The sequence below is a fragment of the Saccharopolyspora karakumensis genome, assembly GCF_004349225.1.
In the GTDB taxonomy this organism is placed as follows: Bacteria; Actinomycetota; Actinomycetes; order Mycobacteriales; family Pseudonocardiaceae; genus Saccharopolyspora; species Saccharopolyspora endophytica.
Map to the genome: position 1 here is coordinate 179,135 of NZ_SMLA01000004.1, position 16,834 is coordinate 195,968.

The window sequence follows — 16,834 nt, forward strand, 5'->3', positions numbered from 1 at the left end:
GTTCCTGCTCAGACGGGTGAAATGGAAACCCGCAGGTGGTGCTCCCCACAGTGTCGATAGCGGTAGAACAGTGGTAAGAATTGCCCGCCTCCGCCAGCTCGGCGACCCCGGCCGGCACACCCTGAAGCCCCAGGAAGGATGCATGAGCAACGCAACGCAATCCGCGCTGCGCGGTTCCCCCCGCGAGCCCGGAAATCAACGCGCGGCGTTCGGCGGAATCGAGAAGAGCGCGGTTCGCACAACCGCCGACCGGCCCGATTTCACCGCAATCCAGCAGAGCGCCGAATTCCGCAGCCTCCGCCGTCGACTTAAATGGTTCGTTTTCCCCGCGACGGCGTTTTTCCTCATCTGGTACTTGGGCTACGTGGTGGCCGCGGCGTACTTCCCGGAGGAGCTGGCGAAGCCCGTCGTGGGCGACGTCAACGTCGGGCTGCTGCTGGGAATCGGGCAGTTCGTGACCACCGTCGGGCTGACCGCCCTCTACGTCAGGTTCGCCCGCCGCCACATCGACCCGCGCGTCGACGAAATCCGTGAGCAGGCCGGAGAGTTCGACCGATGAACCTTGCCCAACCCCACGTCATCCCCGACGACAGCGTCATCATCAACACCAGCGTCTTCGCGGCGTTCGTGCTGATCACGCTGTTCATCGTCTACCGCGTCAGCAACCGCGGCACCGCCAGCGACTACTTCGTCGCCGGCAGCGCCTTCAGCGGTGTGCAGAACGGCATCGCGCTGTCCGGCGACTACCTGTCGGCCGCGTCGTTCCTGGGCATCGCCGGCGCGATCGCCATCTACGGCTACGACGGGTTCCTCTACAGCATCGGCTTCCTGGTCGCCTGGCTGGTCAACCTGCTGCTGCTGGCCGAACGCACCCGCAACACCGGCCGTTTCACCATGGGCGACGTGCTCAGCTTCCGGATGAAGCAGCGTCCGGTGCGCGCCGCGGCGGCGACGTCCACCTTGGCCATCACGGTCATGTACATGATCGCCCAGATCGCCGGTGCCGGAGGCCTGGTGGCGCTGCTGCTCAACGTGCACGGCCACGTCGGGCAGATGCTGGTGATGGTCGGCGTCGGCGCCGTCATGATGGTCTACGTGCTGGTCGGCGGCATGAAAGGCACCACGTGGGTGCAGATCATCAAGGCCACCATGCTCGTGCTGTGCGCCGTGCTGATCACGATCTTCCTGCTCGGCAAGTTCAGCTACAGCATGTCCGAGCTGCTGCGCGCCGCCGCGGACAACAACCCGAACGGGCGCGCGATCTTCGCTCCCGGCGCGCAGTACGGCAAGTCCGACATGACCAAGCTGGACTTCGTCTCGCTCTCGCTGGCGCTGGTGCTCGGCGTCGGTGGTCTGCCGCACGTGCTGATGCGCTTCTACACCGTCCCCAACGCGCGCGAGGCGCGGCGTTCGGTGGTGTGGGCGACCTGGACGATGGCGATCTTCTACCTGTGCACGCTGATCATCGGCTACGGCGCGAGCGCCCTGGTCGGCAGCGAAGCGATCCTGGCCGCGCCCGGTGCGGAGAACTCGGCGGCACCGCTGCTGGCCTACCAGATCGGCGGCACCGTCCTGCTGGGCATCATCTCGGCCGTCGCCTTCGCCACCATCCTGGCGGTGGTCGCGGGCCTGACGCTGACGGCGTCGGCGTCGTTCGCGCACGACGTCTACGCCAGCGTGGTCCGCGGCGGCGAGGTCGATTCCGACCGCGTGGTGTGGGTGGCGCGCATGACCGCGCTGGTCATCGGCGTGGTCTCGATCGGCGGCGGCATCCTGGTGATGGGCCAGAACGTGGCGTTCCTGGTCGGTCTGGCGTTCGCCTTCGCCGCCTCGGCCAACCTCTCCACGCTGCTGTACACGCTGTTCTGGAAGCGGTTCAACACCACCGGCACGCTCTGGGGCATCTACAGCGGGCTCATCTCCTGCCTGCTGCTGGTGATCTTCTCGCCGGTCGTGTCGGGCTCGCCGGATTCGATCATCCCGAGCGTGGACTTCGCGTTCTTCCCGCTGAAGAACCCGGGCATCGTCTCGATCCCGATCTCGTTCCTGTTCGCCGCCATCGGCACCTTCTTGGGCAAGTCCGAGCAGGACGTCGAACGTCAGGCCGAGATGGAGGTCCGCTCCCTCACGGGAATCGGCTCGCGCACCGGCTGACCTGTGCGGAACACGCGTTCGAAGGCGCCGGTGGCCACGTGGTCCGCCGGCGCCTTCGTCGTCGCGGACCGGGTCGATGTTGGTCGTCCGCTCACTCACCCGAGGTGTTGTCGAACCAGTTCCGACCCCTGCGCGTCACCGGTCTTCGTGGGTGCCCCGCACGAATTCGTCTTACCCGATCGGATACTGCTGGATCCGGGTTCTGGTCAATAAACTGGGAACCGTCCCGACCAACGCAGAACTTCGCCGAAAATCCGGTCGAAAAGCGAACTGGCGGGCCAAGTGGGGGTTGTGATGCGCAAGCTTCGGAATGCCCTGTTAGGCATGGCGGTGGCGGCGATCGTGCCCATCTCCGGGCTCGGAACTCACATCGCCACCATCGCCCTCGAAATCAGAGAGGTCCTGGTCCAGGCCGCGCACGCGGCTCCTGAGCAGGACACCACCGACTTCCTCGCCTTCGGCACCCGGATCCGCTCGGAACCGGTGACGACCGCCTCGGTGCGAGGAATCGGCAATCCCGGGGACACCGCGACGATTCACCGCAGGGTGATCGGCGAACCCATTGTCTGCGGGGACGGCCGGACCGTTTCGGAATGGCTCGACGTGACTGATGAGCGCAGCCAGATTTCAGGATTCGTGAGCGGCTGCTTCATCTGATTCCCCTTTTTCAGCCCACTGCCGCTGCGGCGGCCCTTCCGGCCTGCCTGCCCGAGAACAGGCAACCACCGAGGAAGGTGCCTTCCAGGGCTCGGTATCCGTGCACGCCGCCGCCGCCGAAGCCGGCGACCTCTCCGGCCGCGTAGAGCCCGTCCAGCGGCGTCACCCCATCGGTGAGCACCCGGCCGTCCAGGTCGGTCTCCAGGCCGCCGAGGGTCTTGCGGGTCAGCAGGTTGAGCTTCACCGCGATGAGGGGCCCGGCCGCCGGGTCCAGCAGCCGGTGGGGCTCAGCCACCCGGATCAGCCGGTCCACCGCGTAGCGGCGGGCCTCCCGGATCGCGTTGATCTGCAGGTCCTTGCCGAGTCCTGAGGCGACCTGGCGGTCCCGCTCGACGATGGTGCGTTCGAGCTCGGCAGCGTCGATGTGGCCGTCGCCGAGCTCGTTCATGCCCTCGGCCAGCGCGGCGACGCCGTTGCGGACGATGAAGTCCTCACCGCGCCGCACGAACTCCATGACCGGTCCGGGAGTGGCACCGCCACCGCGTTGCAGCAGCTGGCGGACGCTGCGGCCGGTGAGGTCGGGGTTCTGCTCGGAGCCCGACAGGGCGAACTCGCGGCTGATGATGCGCCGGTTGAGCACGAACCACGTGTGCTCGTGGCCGGTGCCCATGATGTGCTCCAGCGTTCCCAGGGTGTCGAATCCGGGGAACAGCGGCGCGGGCAGCCGGTTGCCGTTGGCGTCCAGCCACAGCGAGGAGGGGCCGGGCAGGACGCGGATGCCGTGCCTGGTCCACACCGGGGCGTAGTTGCGGATTCCCTCGGTGTAGTGCCACATCCGGTCCGGGTTGATGATCCGGCCACCGGTCTTGGCCACCACGTCGAGCATTCGCCCGTCGACGTGGCCGGGCACTCCGGCGATCATGTTCTTCGGCGGTTTGCCCAAGCGCTTGGGCCAGTTCTTGCGCACCAGCGGCAGGTTTCCGCCGATCCCGCCGGAGGTGACGACCACCGCCTGCGCGGCGAGTTCGAACTCCGCCTTGGTCTTCCGGGGACTCGGCTTACCGCGTTCGGCGTCGCTGGGGATGAGCACCTTGCCGCGCACGCCGGTGACGGCGCCGCCGGTGGTGACCAGTTCGGTGACGCGGTGCCGGAACCGCAGCTCGACGAGGCCCTTGGCCTCGGCTTCGCGGACCCGCCGGAGGAACGGTTCGAGCACGCCGGGACCGGTGCCCCAGGTGACGTGGAAGCGCGGCACCGAGTTGCCGTGGCCGCAGGCGAGGTAACCGCCGCGCTCGGCCCACTGCACGAGCGGGAAGAACTTCACGCCCTGCGCGGTCAGCCACGCGCGCTTCTCGCCGGAGGCGAAGTCGACGTACGCCTCAGCCCACCGGCGGGGCCAGAGGTCCTCCTCGCGGTCGAAGGCCGCGGTGCCCATCCAGTCCTGGAGGGCGAGTTCGTGCGAGTCGCGCACGCCGAGCCTGCGCTGCTCCGGGGAGTCCACCAGGAACAACCCGCCGAAGGACCAATGCGCCTGACCTCCCAGGGAAGCCTCGGGTTCCTGGTCGAGGAGCACCACGCGGCGACCGGCATCGGCCAGTTCCGCGGTGGCGACCAGGCCTGCCAGGCCCGCGCCCACCACGATCACATCAGCGTCCAGCACCATCGCCGACCTCCGCTATTACCGACGGGTAGTGGTGGACTTTATACCTCAACCGTGGTGTATCCGGCAGGGATCACTAGTCGATCTCCGGGTCTTCGGGAATGGCTCTCCACGCCTGGGAAACCACCCGTAGGTGGTGTATCCGGCCAATTCGCTGGAAACGCTCCCGCTGTGCCGCCAATCTTGCTCCAGCGCGGCGATCAACGCCGACGCGGAACGAATTCCCCCTCCGGCGAAAGGATTTCCGACATGCCCGCCTACGCCCTCCCCCGGACCGCCTCCGGCCGGCTCCGATCCCGATGGTCGCTCGCGCTCGGGCTGGTGCTCACGGCGGTGCTGTCGCTGGCCGCGCTGCTGGCCGGCCCGCCGGCCGACGCCGAGGTGAGCCGAACCAGTTGCCCCGCAGGGTCTTTCTGCGTCTGGCCGGAAACCGGGTTCGGTGGTCAATCCCGCGAACTCGCGCTGCGCACCACCGGTGTCGAGCGGTGCGTCACCCTCGAAACCGGGTGGGAAGCCGAGTCCTTCGCGAACAACACCGGCCACCCGGTGACCGTCTACCAGGATCCGCACTGCGATGAGGAGGCCGACTTCGACACCCACCCATCAGGCTCGCAGACCCCGCAGGCCGGGTACGTGGCTCGGGCCATCCAGGTCTGGAGTCACTGACCGCGGCCGGTCAGGCGCCGCGCCAGGTCCAGGAGTCGTTCGGCGGAGTTCTGCCAGGTGAACTTCGCCGCCTGGGTCCGGGCCGCCGCGACCAGGTCGGCGCGGGCGTCGTCGTCCTCCAGCGCGCGCACGGCATCGGCGAAGTCCTTCGGCCTCCCCGACTCGAAGAACTTCGCGTGCCCGCCGGTGACCTCGTGGAAGATCTCCAGATCGCTGCAGACCACCGGCGTCCCCGCGTTCATCGCCTCGATGACCGGCAACCCGAAACCCTCGTCCCGCGAGGCGGTGACCAGCGCGGTCGCCCGAGCCAGCAGCTGCTGGTACTCGTCCTCCCCGATCCCCCGCCAGAACACCACGTCCGCCCCCGGCGGCAGCTGCTCGCGCAGTTCGGCCTGGCGCTGCGGTGCGATCCGGCTGACCAGGTGCAGCCGGTGACCAGGAAGGAAAGCCATGCCCGCCAACAACGTTTCCACGTCCTTGTACGGCATGAACGAACCCATGTACACGAGCTCGCGCGGACCGCCACCCGGTCCTGGTGGTGACGTCCGGGCGGGCTGCGGCTGAGGTGCGTTGTGCACGACGGTGACCGGCCTGCGCGTCAGCCGGTGACGCTCGATCAACCGGCGGGTGGTGTCGCTGACGGTCACCACGGCGTCGGCGCGGTTGAGCATCACGCGCTGCGGCCAGAACGCCTTGTGGTAGAGCCGCCAGGCGATCTTCACCGGCAGCGGCAGGAACCCCGGCGGCTCCGGGTGCCGGTAGTAGATGAGGTCGTGCAGCGTGAGCACCAGCCGGTAGTCGCGGCGGAACCCGCCGATGATCTGCATCGGGCTGAACACCACGTCGGCGCCCAGCCGGTTCAGGGTGCGCGAGACCCACAGCTCGCGCGGCGAGAACGGGCTGTTGATCAGCACGTGCGGAACCCCGTCGGGCAGCAGGTCCAGCTGCCGCTCGTCGTGGATCAGCATCGTCACGGGATGTAGGTGGTGCAGTGCTTCGATGAGGCTCGCGCCGTAACGACTGATGCCGTCGTGCTGATCGGTGCGCGTCCACCGCGCGTCGACCACGAGGTTCATCGGCTCTGCTCCGCGATCGCGAGCTTCTCGCGGTGGTCGCTGCGCCCCAGGAACCGCACGATCTCGGCCGCCGCGGCATCGGGGGTCTCGTAGTGCACCAGGTGTCCCACGTCGGCGATGACGACGAGCTCGGCGTCGGGCAGTCGCGCCGCCAGCGCGCGCTGGCCCGCCAACGGCGCGATCTCGTCGTGCTCACCGGCCACCAGCAGCACCGGCATCGCCAGCTGGTCGGCGTAGTCGGTCACCGTGTGGGTCACCGAGGCCTGGAAGGACTGGTTGACCACGCTCGGCGAGTGGAACCTGCTGAAGTGCCGCAGGTGGTTGTCGTCGATGAAACCGCGCAGCTGCTTGTCCCGGGTCCGGGTCATCGCCCGGCTGGCCGCCAGCACCACCCACCGATTGGTCAGCAGCGATCGCCCGGCGCGGGAGGGCAACCGCTCGCCGAGCCTGTAGTAAGCGGCGGTCAGACCGGCCAGGGCCGCGTGCGGGCCGCGCAACGCGGACTGGGCGATGGGGTTGATCAACACCAACCGGCGCACCAAGGACGGGTTCAACGCTGCCAGACGGGAGGCGATGATCGAACCGAACGAATGCCCGATCAGCACGAGCGGCCGCTCGGCGCCACCGAGCCGGCCGATCAGCTCGGTGATCACCTCGGCGTAGCCGGCGACGTCGTGCCGCGCGTTCATCGGCCCGGAATCCCCGAATCCGGGCAGATCCGGGATGACGACGCGCTTGCCGATCAGGCCGGCGGCGATGAGCTCCAGGCCGTGGTGCGTGCCGCGCAGCCCGTGCACGATCAGCACCGTCTCGGCGGTCGGCCCGAGCTCCTCGCGGTAGACCCAGTAGTGCACGTCGGAGCCGTTGATCCGAGCTACACGCTCCATTGGGTGCAGGTCCGGAACGATCATGGTCAGCTCGCCAGCTCGGTGCTGATCTCGTCGAGTTCCACCGCGCTGTCCGGGTCGATCACGTGGTGGTAGAGCGACTCGAAGCGGCCCAGGACCTCGTCGATGTCGTGCCGGGAGACCAGCCGCTGGCTGGCCTGGCCCATCCGGTCGATGGTGGCGCGGTCGGCGAGCACGTCGCCGATCGCACCCGCGAGCGCGTGCACGTCGCGCGGCGGGTACAGCCAGCCGTTCTCGCCCGGGCGGCACAGGTGCGGCAGCGCCATGGCGTTGGCCAGCACGACCGGGGTGCCGGCCGACATGGCCTCCATGGTGGCCAGGCTCTGCAGCTCGGCGATGCTGGGCATGCAGAACAGGTCGGCGCGGGCGTAGGCCTCCAGGAGCTCCTCATCGCTGAGGAAACCGTGGAAGTGCACCCGGTCGGCGATGCCGAGGTCGTCGGCCAGCTGCTCGAACGCCTCCCGGCGAGCGCCGTTGCCGACGATCTCCAGGCGGGTCCGGACCTCGGTGCGCAGCAACGACATGGCACGCAGCAGGTCGTCGATGTGCTTCTCCTCGTCGAGCCTGCCGACGAACAGCACGGTCCGCGCCTCCGGGTCCGGGTTCTCCTCGCGGTAGCGGGCGGCCGGGCGCCGGTAGCGGTCGACGTCGATGCCGCAGGACACCGGCAGCGCGGTGCGGTCAAAACCGTTGTCCTGCAGCAGTTGCACGGCGCGCGGCGTCGGCGCGGTGACCATCTGCGCCTTGCGGTAGTGCTTGACCAGGTTGTGCCAGAGCAGCCGTCCGGCGGCGTTCTGCAGGAAGGGAGGGATCTTGAAGTAGCCGAAGATGTTTTCCGGCATGAAGTGGTTGGTGGCCACCACTCCGATGCCGCGCTTGCGAGCCGAGTCGATCAGCCCGCGGCAGATGAAGAAGTGCGACTGCACGTGCACGATGTCGGGCTGGATCTCCTCCAGCATCGCGTCGGCCTGCCGCGCCTGCCACGGCATCAGGCCGCGGATCGACGGGTGGAACGGTGAGCTGTAGGAGCCCACCCGGTGCACCAGAACGCCGTCTTCGACCTCGGTGCGCGGCTCGCGGGTGTCGGAGTGGCACACCACGTGCACCTCGTGCCCGCGTGCGGACAAGCCGGTGGCCAGCCGGTGCCCGAAGTTGGCGGCCCCGTTGACGTGAGGCGGGTAGGTGGTCGCACCGACCACGATCCGCAGCGGGCGCCTGCGCGACGGTTGCGAAGTCAAGAGGAACTCCCGTTAGGACGAGGGGACGTGCGGTGTCCGGCGGTACCGGCGGGAACTTCTGTCGGGGGCTGGTCGGCGTCCAGCCTGTCCGATGTGCGGTGTTCGGTGTTGTCCGGGTGGTGGCGCGCCAGGGCGAACACCCCGGCGCAGGCCACCAGGGCGCAGAGCGCTTCAGCGGTGGCAACCCAGCCGCTGACGTGATCGGCCTCGCCGAGCAGGCCGATGCCCAGGCCGACGGCCACCAGCGGGTCGATGACGGTCAGGCAGGCCACGACGAGGTCGGGCGGGCCGCTGGCGTAGGCGTGCTGCAGCAGCCAGCCACCCGCGACCATCGCCACGGCGATGCCGAGCACGGACAGGAGGTTGATCGCCAGCAGGTCCCAGGTCCCGACCTGCTGGGCGACGGCGCGAGCCATCAGCGACACGTACCCGTAGGCCACGGCGCAGCCGGCGGCGAAGAGCACGCAGCGCACCTTCGAGCGGGTCGCGACCGCGACCACGCCGAGCAGTAGGACCGCCACCGCGACGATCTGGGTCGCGGTGAACTGGTCGTCGTCGCCGACCGGCGTCGGCGTCGCGCTGCCCGCGGCCAGCAGGACGAACGCGGCGAGTCCGCCGGTCGCTGCCAGCACGGCCAGCACCATGCTCGGGTTGACGTCGCGTCGGCTGCACCCCCGCTCGCGCAGGTTGAGCAGCACGGTGATCGGCAGCGCGAGCACGCCGATCGGCTGCACGACGCTCAGCGGGGCCAGCCCCAGCGCGCAGACGTGCAGCACCGCGCCGCTGCCGAGCGCGGCGAGCCCTGCCAGCCAGCGCGGGTTGCGGACCAGCAGGGCCTGGTTGCGCAGGCCGAGCCCGCCGCCGTCCATCGTGGCGTGCACGGCCGCGTGCTGCAGGCGCGCGCCCAGCGCGTATCCGCAGGCGCCCAGCGCCGCCAGCACCACCGCAAGTGCGGTCATCGCGCATCACGCCCTAGCGCGTGTTGCATGACACTCTGTCCGTTCACACCGCTCAATCTCGCGTCTCGCGAGCCCGGCGCACATCCGGGGCCGGACCCCCAATTTCCCTGAGGCGATCCTCGCTCGCATTCCAGCGACGGCGGCCGGCCGCGAACCGCCGTCGTACCGAGCTCCCGCTGCCTGGCTGCGGGGACGTGCTTGAGAGCTGCCCGGAGGGTTCCCGGGCCTACCCCGGGTGAACCCAGGGTGATCCCGTAGTGCCGGAACCCCGCTGTCACAGCAGACCACGAATTGTCCGCCACCAGTCCGACGTCGAGTGGAATTCGTGGGAACCGATCCGGTGAACACCGCTCGACGGCCCGGCGAATCGCGCACGGGGGTAGCGCACTTCAGGTGCACAAGTGCGCTCGCCGCCGGAATCACGCCGCCGACTCTAGAACAACAACGCTGAGGACTTTGTCAGCAACACATCTCTGAACGGCACCCGCGGCGCCGCAACAGGCCCCGGACAAATGGACCGGATTGGAATCATTCCGCCGAACACGCCTTGGGAGCAGGAACATCAACGAAAATGAAGATCAACTTATGTGGCGGGAAACGGTGATCCAAACGACATGGGGAGAACATCACGTCGTCCACCCGCCCTCGCGCTCAGGAACAATTGCGTCACGAGGCGTGATCTGGCGCGACTCGTGCCCGCCGAACCACCTTCGGGTGAGATCATGCGGAACGTGGCTGTTCACGAAGCGGTGTCCGGGAGCGAGCAGACCGAGCAGAAGCGTCCGCGCAACGCCAAAGCGCTGGTCGTCCTGGCTCTGCTGGGTACCGCGCTGCTGACGGCGCTGGCCGCCACGGCCTACACCGACGTCGGCACCATCCCCGGACTGCCCGGGCTGCCTCCCCTGGTCCGCTTCGGCATCCCCGTGATGCGGGTGCTGCTGGACCTGGCGGCGCTGGCCACCGTCGGCCTCTCGATGCTGCCCAAGCTGCTCGGCTTCGACCAGCCCGCGCGCACCGAACCCGTGCTCGCCAAGGCCCGCCCGATCGCGGTGATCACCGCGCTGGTGTGGATGCTCAGCGCGCTGTTCTCGCTGGTCCTGCAAGCCATGGAAGCCAGTACAGGAGCTCCGGCCACCACCTCGCTGGTGATCACCTACATCAACGACGTGCCCGCCGGCCCCGGCCTGCTCGCCAGCGCGGGCGGCGGACTGCTGTGCGCGGTCATCGGCCTGCTCGCGGTGCGCTTCGGCGAGTCGGTGCCCACCGAGCTGCGCACCATCGTCGCGCTGCTCGGGCTGCTGCCGATGCCGCTGACCGGCCACGCCACCGACTGGCAGTACCACGACTTCAGCATGATCTCGATGGAGCTGCACGTGGTCGGCGCGGCCATGTGGGTCGGCGGCCTGGCCGCGGTGGCGCTGTTCGTCGCACCGCAGCGCGGCCTGCTCGCCGAAGCGCTGCCCCGCTTCTCCAAGCTCGCCGGACTCGCCCTGCTCGTGGTCGGCGCTTCCGGCCTGTTCAACGGCGTGATGGAGCTGGTCATCACGCCGAACGCGGGCCTGACCGGCCTGGTCACCACCCAGTACGGCCAAATCCTCCTCGGCAAGGCGCTGTGCCTGGTGGTGCTGGCCGTGGTCGGCGCCCAGATGCGGTTCCGGCTCCTGCCGCGCATCGCCCGCCACGAGCGGACCGCCCTGCTGACCTGGGTGACCTTCGAGGTCGCCGTCATGGGCATGGCCTACGGGCTCGGTGTCGTCCTCTCCCGCGCCCCCGTCATCGTGTGACTCAGCCGCGGACGCGCCAGTCGCGCACCGCGGCCAGGTGCTGCTCGATGCGGCGCACCCCGCCGGAGCCCAGGTGCTCGAACACGCCCCACATCGCGGCCAGCAGCACCACCACGTACAGCGCGGAGGCGAAGTCCGACGGCGGAGCGGCGATGTAGACGTGCTGCAACCACAACGCCGCGTAGGCCGCGACCGTCACCGCGAGCGCGCCGACAAGCGGCCGCATCCGGGTCACCAGCTGGCAGGACAGGTCAATGGCCAGCGCCCCGACCAGCAGGAAGAACGGCACGGTGGAGATCGGGAACCCGGCCGCGGCCAGCAGCGCCCACGCCACGCAGCGGAAGAGCAGGTAGCCGACGGTGATCGTGGTGGCCGTCCAGCGACGACCGACGAGGATCCGGGCGAGCAGCAGCGTGCCCAGCCCGGTCAGCACCGCCCAGCTCGGGTACAGCCAGTCGGGCGTGGGCAGCGTGAAGTTCTCCACCGCGATGTAGTCCAACGGCCGGTGCAGCTGATCGGCGGCGAACTGCAGCAGGCTGTCCTCGGCGTAGGGCGTGCCCCGCTCCCACGCGGCCAGCCCGAGCACGCCGTACTCCTGGTGCTGGTTGAGGAACATGAAGTTGTCCAGCACGGTGAACCACAGGAAGCAGGTGACCGGGTAGAAGTACCGGTCGGCGCGGCCGTGGCGGTCCCAGCCCACCAGCAGGCCGACGCTCATCAGCCCGGTTCCCAGGTAGAGCAGGGCGTGCGACGGGCTCCACGCCGTGATGTCCAGCCCGTTGACCCGGTGGTTGATCACGTCGAGCGGCGCGGCGACGAGGAAGATCCCCAGTCCCCACTGCATCCAGCGCAGCGTGGCCTTGTCGACGCCGATGCCGGTGTAGCTGTGGATGACCACCAGCCCGATCACCATCACCGTGCCGACGGTGTTGAGCAGGTGCGGCGGCGCCAGGTCGTCCCGCAGCCACCGGAAGTGCCAGCAGATGTCCCACGTCGCGCCGAGGATCTTGAGCACCATCGCGACGACCCACCAGCGGTACAACGCCGTGACCAGTTCGCCCGGCGCGTCTCGGCCGGGTGCACCGCGGGTCCAGTGAGCCCGGACCAGGGCAGCGACGTCCGCCATCGCGTTCACCTCCACCTCGGGTGATGTTCACGAAAACGGTAACCCGTGTTGATCGAGGGAGAACCGGGAACCGGTTGTTCCGGGCGAACCTTTTCCCAACGGAAATGTGCGCCGGGCGGAAAGTGACTCCCGGCACGTGCTTTTCGCGCTCTCGCTCGATTCGGCCACTTGCGCATCGTGACGGCCCGGGCGGCGCAACCACCCGGGCCATCACGAGAACGCCGCCCTAGCGAGGAATCCTGAGGACCTGACCGACGTAGATGAGGTCGGGGTCGGCGATTCCGTTGACCCGCGCGATCTCCCGCCAGTCGACGCCGAGCTTGGCACCGATGTCGGACAGGGTGTCACCGGGCTGCACCACGTAGGTCTCCTGCGGCGGTGCGGGGGGCGGTGGCGGCGGAGCTCCGGCTCCGGTGAGCACCTCCAGCGGCACCAGCGAAACGTTGAGGTCGGTGTCACCGCCGATGCCGGGCACCTGCCCGTCGGAGGCGTGCTGGTGGATCACGACGCGATCGGTCATGTAGCCGGGCTCGCCGGGGTTGCGCCCGTAGTGCGCGACCCACAGGAACACTCCGGGATCCACCCAGGTCTCCGGGGCGATCTTGTCCTGGAACCAGGAGCTGGAGGCGTAGACGACGATCTCGTTGCGCCCGGTGTGGGCGCGGAGCGCGTCGATGAACCCCTTGATCCAGCCGCCGAGGTTGGGCGCCTCGGTCTCCATGTCCAGGCACGGCGGGAGGTTGCCGGGACCTGCGGAGTTCGTCCGCGCCAGCTGCGCGGCGAAGTCGGCGGCCTCCTGCTGCGGCGTGTTGGTGTCCGGTCGCGCGAAGTGGTAGAGCCCGGTGACCATGCCGGCCCCGCGCGCCCCGTTGAGCTGGGCGTCGAGCGTGGGGCTGACATATCCGATGCCCTCGGTCGCCTTGATGTAGGTGAAGACGTATCCGGCGCCGCGCACCGCTCCCCAGTTCGGCTCCCCTTGGTATCGCGCTACGTCGATACCGGGAATGCGTTCGGCCATGTTTTACCCCCTGCAGTTCTGGCCTCTGCCGCTGCTCAAACTATCGAAGTCCAACAAACCGCCAGTTCCGCCATTCGGGTTAAGATCACCGCCCGAGAGCCCCAGGAGATCGGCACTCAATGCAAACACTGCGTATTTCCACTCACCTGTTCCGGTGAGCCACTGATCCTAGTCGCGAGTTTTCTTCACCAGATGCACAGTGGAGGCGGACCCGCGAAGCACCGCCGTTTTTTCCGGCGCGGGGCAACCATTTCCGCCGGAGGGCGTCTCCCCAACAGCAGAGCAATGACCGAACCAACCCGCTGGGGCGGCGGGAACGGGGGTGATGGCCGTGTACCGGCACATCGGAGCACGCATTCTGCGGACGTCCGCCGGACTTCTGGCCGCGGGGGCGCTGGCGGGCGCGAGCCTGCCCGCTCACGCGCAGGACGCACCGGACCAGCCGCGCGATCCGCGCTGCCACACCTCGCAGCTGGCCGGCAGCATGTCGCCGGTCGAGGCCGGGGCGGGCCAGCGCTACGCGGACGTGTCGCTGACCAACACCAGCGGCCGGTTCTGCACGATCTACGGCTACGGCGGAATGCAGCTGGTCGATGCAGCCGGGAACCCGCTGCCGACGAACGTCGCCCGCACGGCCAACCCCGGGCCCGCGCTCATCGGGCTCTCCCCCGGTCAGTCGGCCGCGGCGACGCTGCATTGGAGCGCCGTCCCGCACGGTGGCGAAGGCGACCCGTGCCAGCCCACCCCGGCCGTCCTGCAGGTCATCCCGCCGGACGAGACCGATCCGCTTCCGGTCGAGTGGACCGGCGACGTCGTCTGCGGCGCAGGCGCCATCGAAGAAACCGCCTACCACTAGCCGCCAGGCACGGCGGAGCTCGAGGAAGTTTCAGGTGTGGGACTCAGCCGGCACCGCCGCGGGTTCTTCAGCGGTTTCGTGGCGAGCACGCCACGACGCCGTGTATTGGACATACATCAGGAGCGGCGCACGGAGTCCACGGAACCGCTCAGGTTCTGCTACCCGCACCGCGCTACGCAAAGCGATTTCTTCCCGCCGCAGCGGAGACGCGTCGATCACACCGGAGGCGGTGGCCGGAACAGCGCCGGTGTGCTGGGGTGGCGACATGATCGAGTCAACGGACCGCGAGGTAGCGGGGAGCCTGGGAACCCTGGCAGTGCGGGAGTGGTCGGCGGACAACCCCGGCTGGATCGCACTGATCGCGCACGGCTACGGCGAGCACTCCGGCCGCTACCAGTGGGTCGCGGAGCAGTTGGTCCACGCACGCGCGGTGGTCTGGGCACCGGACCACATCGGCCACGGCCGCTCGCCGGGCGACCGCGTCCACTTCGAGGACGCCGAGGTCCTGGTCGCCGACCTGGAGGCGCTGCGCCGCGAGGTGACCGCGCGGCACCCGGACCTGCCGGTGGTGCTGATCGGGCATTCGATGGGCGGGATGCTCGCCGCCCGCTACGCCCAGGAGCACCAGCGCAACCTGGCCGCCGTGGTGCTGTCCGGTCCGGTGCTGGGCACCTGGCACGTGCTCGACCTGCTGGAGCACGACGAGATCCCGGACACCCCGATCGACCCGGCGACGTTGTCCCGCGACCCGGAGGTGGGCGCGGCGTACCTGGCCGACGAGCTGGTCTGGCACGGCCCGTTCAAGCGGCCCACGCTGCGCGCGATCGACGACTGCCTGCTGGCGATCAACGAGGGCCCGGCGCTGGAGATCCCGACCTTGTGGGTGCACGGCGAGGACGACGAGCTGGTGCCGGAGGCCGACACCCGGACCGGCATCGACCGCATCCGAGGCCACGAGTTCCACGAGCACATCTACCCGGGCGGCCGCCACGAGCTGTTCAACGAGACCAACAAGGCCGAGGTCATGACGGATGTCCGCAACTTCATCGGCCGAGCACTGAATTCTTAGATCGGCTGATAATACTGACGATCATTACCTGATCGAGTGAGGCGTGTCGCTTGCGCGGTTGCAGGCGTCCGCTCTTCCGGGCAGCTTGAAATCCGACGGAGCGGGGGGCTGCCATGAACGTCGAGCGTGCGCAGGACTTGATCGGGACACCGGTTTTCGACAGCGACGGCAACCGCGTCGGCCGGGTCGGCAACGTCTACGTCGACGACCACACCAACCAGCCCGAATGGGTCACGGTGCGGCTCGGCATGCTCGGGGTCAGGGAGACCTTCGTGCCGCTCGACGGCGCGATCAAGGCGGAGAACCGGCTGGAGATCCCGGTGTCCCGAGCCCGGGTCCGCAACGCCCCGAGCGTCGAGGCCGAGGGCGGACGGCTCACCGACGCCGAGGGCCGCAACCTCTACGCCTATTACGGCCTCGCCGACCCCGACGAGAGCGATATCAACATCTGATCCTCTCGGGCGTTCGCACTCGGGTGCGGATGCGGAAGAATCTTCCGCGATGGACGCACACAGCGAGCTCGAACTGCTCATCACGGTGGTCGTCGGCGCGCAGGACGAAGCCTCCGCCCGAGCTGCCTGCGACGACCTGGTCAGACGGGTCGGCGGGCAGGTCGTGACCGTCGGGGACTGCTCCGACGAGGAGCCCGGCTGCTGGTCGCTGACGATGAGCCGCGGCACCGGGGAGACGGGCTGGCACGTGGCGGCCCTCTCGCGCGTGGTGCGCAACTTCCTGCGGGAGCTGGGGCCGGGCTACGCCCGCCACCGCGTCGCCTGCGCGCCGCCGACGGCCTGGTCGGTGGTCGACGACCCCGAGCTGGTCGGCGAACTCGTCCCGGCCGGCGAACGCCTGCTCATCGAGGCGTGGTCGGAGGAGCCGGAGGACGCCCCGGATCACCAGGAATCCACAGTAGACAACTGACTCCAACATGCCTGCCGGCTAAGACCGAACAGTGATCAACAAGGGGTGGCCCGGCCGCGCGCTGATCTCGCTCGGGCACTACCTTGTGAATCCTTGCAGAGTCGTACCGCCCTGGAGAGGACCGCAATCCACATGGCAGGCGTCGAAGAAGTTCGCGCAGGCATTTCGCTGGCCAACCAGAAGATGCAGGAAGGCGTCGCAGCCCTCCAGCAGACGGCGCTCGTCCTCGAAGAGGCGCAAGCCGCGCTCTCCGGCGCCATCCAGGGCACCGCGCAGGACGAGATGCAGCACGCCTACGGCATGCTCGCCGAAGTCCTGCAGACGATCGGCGGCGCGCAGGGCACGCTGTCGGCGACGATCTCCTCCACTGAGAGCTACGCCGGGCGGCTGTAGCGGTGTCCTCGCTCGACGAACTCCAGCAGGTCCTGCAGGGCATCGAGCGCCACCTCGAGGAGGCCGGCGCGCACCTGGGAACCTGCCAGGGCAAGCTCGACGAAGCGCGTCAAGCGCTGGTCCGGCTCGACCCGGAGCACCCGGAGACCGTCCTCCCCCCAGGGCTCCCCCGAACGCATGACCAGGTCGAGCGCGCTCAACGCCTGATCGACCTCGTCTTGAACACGATCCGCGACTTCGCCACCCGTTTGTAGGACGGTCGGCGGATCGCAGAACACCGTCCCACTGCGCGGTATTCGTGCCTGCGCATGGGTTAGGCGGGGCTTATTTCGAGGTGGTACCTTGATCA

18 protein-coding genes are annotated in these 16,834 nt (G+C 68.9%); 11 read left to right on the top strand and 7 right to left on the bottom strand.

The window, feature by feature from the left end; translation table 11 throughout:
• Positions 1–142: 142 nt before the first annotated feature.
• The 3 genes from E1202_RS04600 (at position 143) to E1202_RS04610 (ending at position 2,811) form a co-directional block, all read left to right on the top strand.
• Positions 143–559 (top strand): DUF485 domain-containing protein, encoded by a 417-nt coding sequence (locus E1202_RS04600; protein WP_132681281.1) that lies wholly within the window; start codon positions 143–145, stop codon positions 557–559.
• On the top strand, positions 556–2,154 hold the full coding sequence (locus E1202_RS04605) for a solute symporter family protein (protein WP_132681282.1): 1,599 nt from the start codon (positions 556–558) through the stop codon (positions 2,152–2,154). Before E1202_RS04600 ends, E1202_RS04605 begins: the two co-directional genes overlap by 4 nt.
• 294 nt (positions 2,155–2,448) lie before the next feature.
• The gene (locus E1202_RS04610) at positions 2,449–2,811 is read left to right on the top strand and encodes a hypothetical protein (RefSeq protein WP_132681283.1); all 363 of its coding nucleotides are present in this window, start codon (positions 2,449–2,451) and stop codon (positions 2,809–2,811) included.
• 10 nt (positions 2,812–2,821) lie between these two features.
• On the opposite strand, the gene E1202_RS04615 is transcribed toward E1202_RS04610, so the two are convergent.
• Positions 2,822–4,474: an FAD-binding dehydrogenase gene (locus E1202_RS04615; RefSeq protein ID WP_132681284.1), complete on the bottom strand. Its 1,653-nt coding sequence runs from the start codon at positions 4,472–4,474 to the stop codon at positions 2,822–2,824.
• 246 nt (positions 4,475–4,720) lie between these two features.
• Here E1202_RS04615 and E1202_RS04620 point away from each other — a divergent pair, with 246 nt between their 5' ends.
• Positions 4,721–5,137 carry a peptidase inhibitor family I36 protein gene (locus E1202_RS04620; RefSeq protein ID WP_132681285.1) on the top strand — a complete coding sequence of 139 codons (417 nt, stop codon included), beginning with the start codon at positions 4,721–4,723 and terminating at the stop codon, positions 5,135–5,137.
• On the opposite strand, the gene E1202_RS04625 is transcribed toward E1202_RS04620, so the two are convergent.
• The 4 genes from E1202_RS04625 to E1202_RS04640 are packed head-to-tail and all read right to left on the bottom strand — an operon-like array spanning position 5,131 to position 9,318.
• Complete coding sequence (locus tag E1202_RS04625) at positions 5,131–6,213, bottom strand: glycosyltransferase family 4 protein (RefSeq protein ID WP_132681286.1); 1,083 nt, start codon at positions 6,211–6,213, stop codon at positions 5,131–5,133. The two genes, E1202_RS04620 and E1202_RS04625, sit on opposite strands and share 7 nt — an antisense overlap.
• Positions 6,210–7,100 carry an alpha/beta fold hydrolase gene (locus tag E1202_RS04630; protein WP_235877690.1) on the bottom strand — a complete coding sequence of 297 codons (891 nt, stop codon included), beginning with the start codon at positions 7,098–7,100 and terminating at the stop codon, positions 6,210–6,212. The genes E1202_RS04625 and E1202_RS04630 overlap by 4 nt, the downstream gene beginning before the upstream one ends.
• Positions 7,101–7,126: 26 nt before the next feature.
• Positions 7,127–8,359: a glycosyltransferase gene (locus E1202_RS04635; protein WP_132681288.1), complete on the bottom strand. Its 1,233-nt coding sequence runs from the start codon at positions 8,357–8,359 to the stop codon at positions 7,127–7,129.
• Entirely contained in the window at positions 8,356–9,318 is a 963-nt protein-coding gene (locus tag E1202_RS04640) for a DMT family protein (RefSeq protein ID WP_132681289.1), read from the bottom strand. Before E1202_RS04640 ends, E1202_RS04635 begins: the two co-directional genes overlap by 4 nt.
• 731 nt (positions 9,319–10,049) lie before the next feature.
• On the opposite strand from E1202_RS04640, the gene E1202_RS04645 reads away from it, so the two are divergent.
• The gene (locus E1202_RS04645; RefSeq protein ID WP_235877692.1) at positions 10,050–11,102 is read left to right on the top strand and encodes a copper resistance D family protein; all 1,053 of its coding nucleotides are present in this window, start codon (positions 10,050–10,052) and stop codon (positions 11,100–11,102) included.
• A gap of 1 nt (position 11,103) precedes the next feature.
• Here the strand turns inward: E1202_RS04645 and E1202_RS04650 are convergent, their stop codons facing one another.
• Entirely contained in the window at positions 11,104–12,228 is a 1,125-nt protein-coding gene (locus E1202_RS04650; RefSeq protein ID WP_207918459.1) for a hypothetical protein, read from the bottom strand.
• A 226-nt stretch (positions 12,229–12,454) separates the two neighbouring features.
• Positions 12,455–13,246 carry a GH25 family lysozyme gene (locus tag E1202_RS04655; RefSeq protein ID WP_132681291.1) on the bottom strand — a complete coding sequence of 264 codons (792 nt, stop codon included), beginning with the start codon at positions 13,244–13,246 and terminating at the stop codon, positions 12,455–12,457.
• A 325-nt stretch (positions 13,247–13,571) separates the two neighbouring features.
• On the opposite strand from E1202_RS04655, the gene E1202_RS04660 reads away from it, so the two are divergent.
• The 6 genes from E1202_RS04660 (at position 13,572) to E1202_RS04685 (ending at position 16,739) form a co-directional block, all read left to right on the top strand.
• Positions 13,572–14,102, top strand: a complete 531-nt coding sequence (locus tag E1202_RS04660; RefSeq protein WP_132681292.1) for a DUF4232 domain-containing protein — start codon at positions 13,572–13,574, stop codon at positions 14,100–14,102.
• Positions 14,103–14,367: 265 nt separating this feature from the next.
• The gene (locus E1202_RS04665; RefSeq protein ID WP_132681293.1) at positions 14,368–15,171 is read left to right on the top strand and encodes an alpha/beta hydrolase; all 804 of its coding nucleotides are present in this window, start codon (positions 14,368–14,370) and stop codon (positions 15,169–15,171) included.
• 113 nt (positions 15,172–15,284) lie between these two features.
• On the top strand, positions 15,285–15,623 hold the full coding sequence (locus E1202_RS04670) for a PRC-barrel domain-containing protein (RefSeq protein ID WP_132681294.1): 339 nt from the start codon (positions 15,285–15,287) through the stop codon (positions 15,621–15,623).
• Positions 15,624–15,672: 49 nt separating this feature from the next.
• Entirely contained in the window at positions 15,673–16,092 is a 420-nt protein-coding gene (locus E1202_RS04675) for a hypothetical protein (RefSeq protein ID WP_207918460.1), read from the top strand.
• A 132-nt stretch (positions 16,093–16,224) separates the two neighbouring features.
• A complete protein-coding gene (locus E1202_RS04680; RefSeq protein WP_132619308.1) occupies positions 16,225–16,485 on the top strand; it encodes a hypothetical protein in 261 nt (86 codons plus the stop codon).
• A 2-nt stretch (positions 16,486–16,487) separates the two neighbouring features.
• Positions 16,488–16,739, top strand: a complete 252-nt coding sequence (locus E1202_RS04685; protein ID WP_132681295.1) for a hypothetical protein — start codon at positions 16,488–16,490, stop codon at positions 16,737–16,739.
• Positions 16,740–16,834: the final 95 nt, after the last annotated feature.

Excerpts from the sequence above, each read along its gene's own strand:
- E1202_RS04680 (WP_132619308.1), top strand. The coding sequence starts at position 16,225 with ATGGCAGGCGTCGAAGAAGTTCGCGCAGGCATTTCGCTGGCCAACCAG.
- E1202_RS04675 (WP_207918460.1), top strand. The coding sequence starts at position 15,673 with ATGGACGCACACAGCGAGCTCGAACTGCTCATCACGGTGGTCGTCGGC.
- E1202_RS04620 (WP_132681285.1), top strand. The coding sequence starts at position 4,721 with ATGCCCGCCTACGCCCTCCCCCGGACCGCCTCCGGCCGGCTCCGATCC.
- E1202_RS04665 (WP_132681293.1), top strand. The coding sequence starts at position 14,368 with ATGATCGAGTCAACGGACCGCGAGGTAGCGGGGAGCCTGGGAACCCTG.
- E1202_RS04650 (WP_207918459.1), bottom strand. The coding sequence starts at position 12,228 with ATGGCGGACGTCGCTGCCCTGGTCCGGGCTCACTGGACCCGCGGTGCA.
- E1202_RS04630 (WP_235877690.1), bottom strand. The coding sequence starts at position 7,100 with ATGGAGCGTGTAGCTCGGATCAACGGCTCCGACGTGCACTACTGGGTC.
- E1202_RS04615 (WP_132681284.1), bottom strand. The coding sequence starts at position 4,474 with ATGGTGCTGGACGCTGATGTGATCGTGGTGGGCGCGGGCCTGGCAGGC.
- E1202_RS04625 (WP_132681286.1), bottom strand. The coding sequence starts at position 6,213 with ATGAACCTCGTGGTCGACGCGCGGTGGACGCGCACCGATCAGCACGAC.
- E1202_RS04670 (WP_132681294.1), top strand. The coding sequence starts at position 15,285 with ATGAACGTCGAGCGTGCGCAGGACTTGATCGGGACACCGGTTTTCGAC.
- E1202_RS04605 (WP_132681282.1), top strand. The coding sequence starts at position 556 with ATGAACCTTGCCCAACCCCACGTCATCCCCGACGACAGCGTCATCATC.
- E1202_RS04660 (WP_132681292.1), top strand. The coding sequence starts at position 13,572 with ATGGCCGTGTACCGGCACATCGGAGCACGCATTCTGCGGACGTCCGCC.
- E1202_RS04640 (WP_132681289.1), bottom strand. The coding sequence starts at position 9,318 with ATGACCGCACTTGCGGTGGTGCTGGCGGCGCTGGGCGCCTGCGGATAC.
- E1202_RS04600 (WP_132681281.1), top strand. The coding sequence starts at position 143 with ATGAGCAACGCAACGCAATCCGCGCTGCGCGGTTCCCCCCGCGAGCCC.
- E1202_RS04610 (WP_132681283.1), top strand. The coding sequence starts at position 2,449 with ATGCGCAAGCTTCGGAATGCCCTGTTAGGCATGGCGGTGGCGGCGATC.
- E1202_RS04655 (WP_132681291.1), bottom strand. The coding sequence starts at position 13,246 with ATGGCCGAACGCATTCCCGGTATCGACGTAGCGCGATACCAAGGGGAG.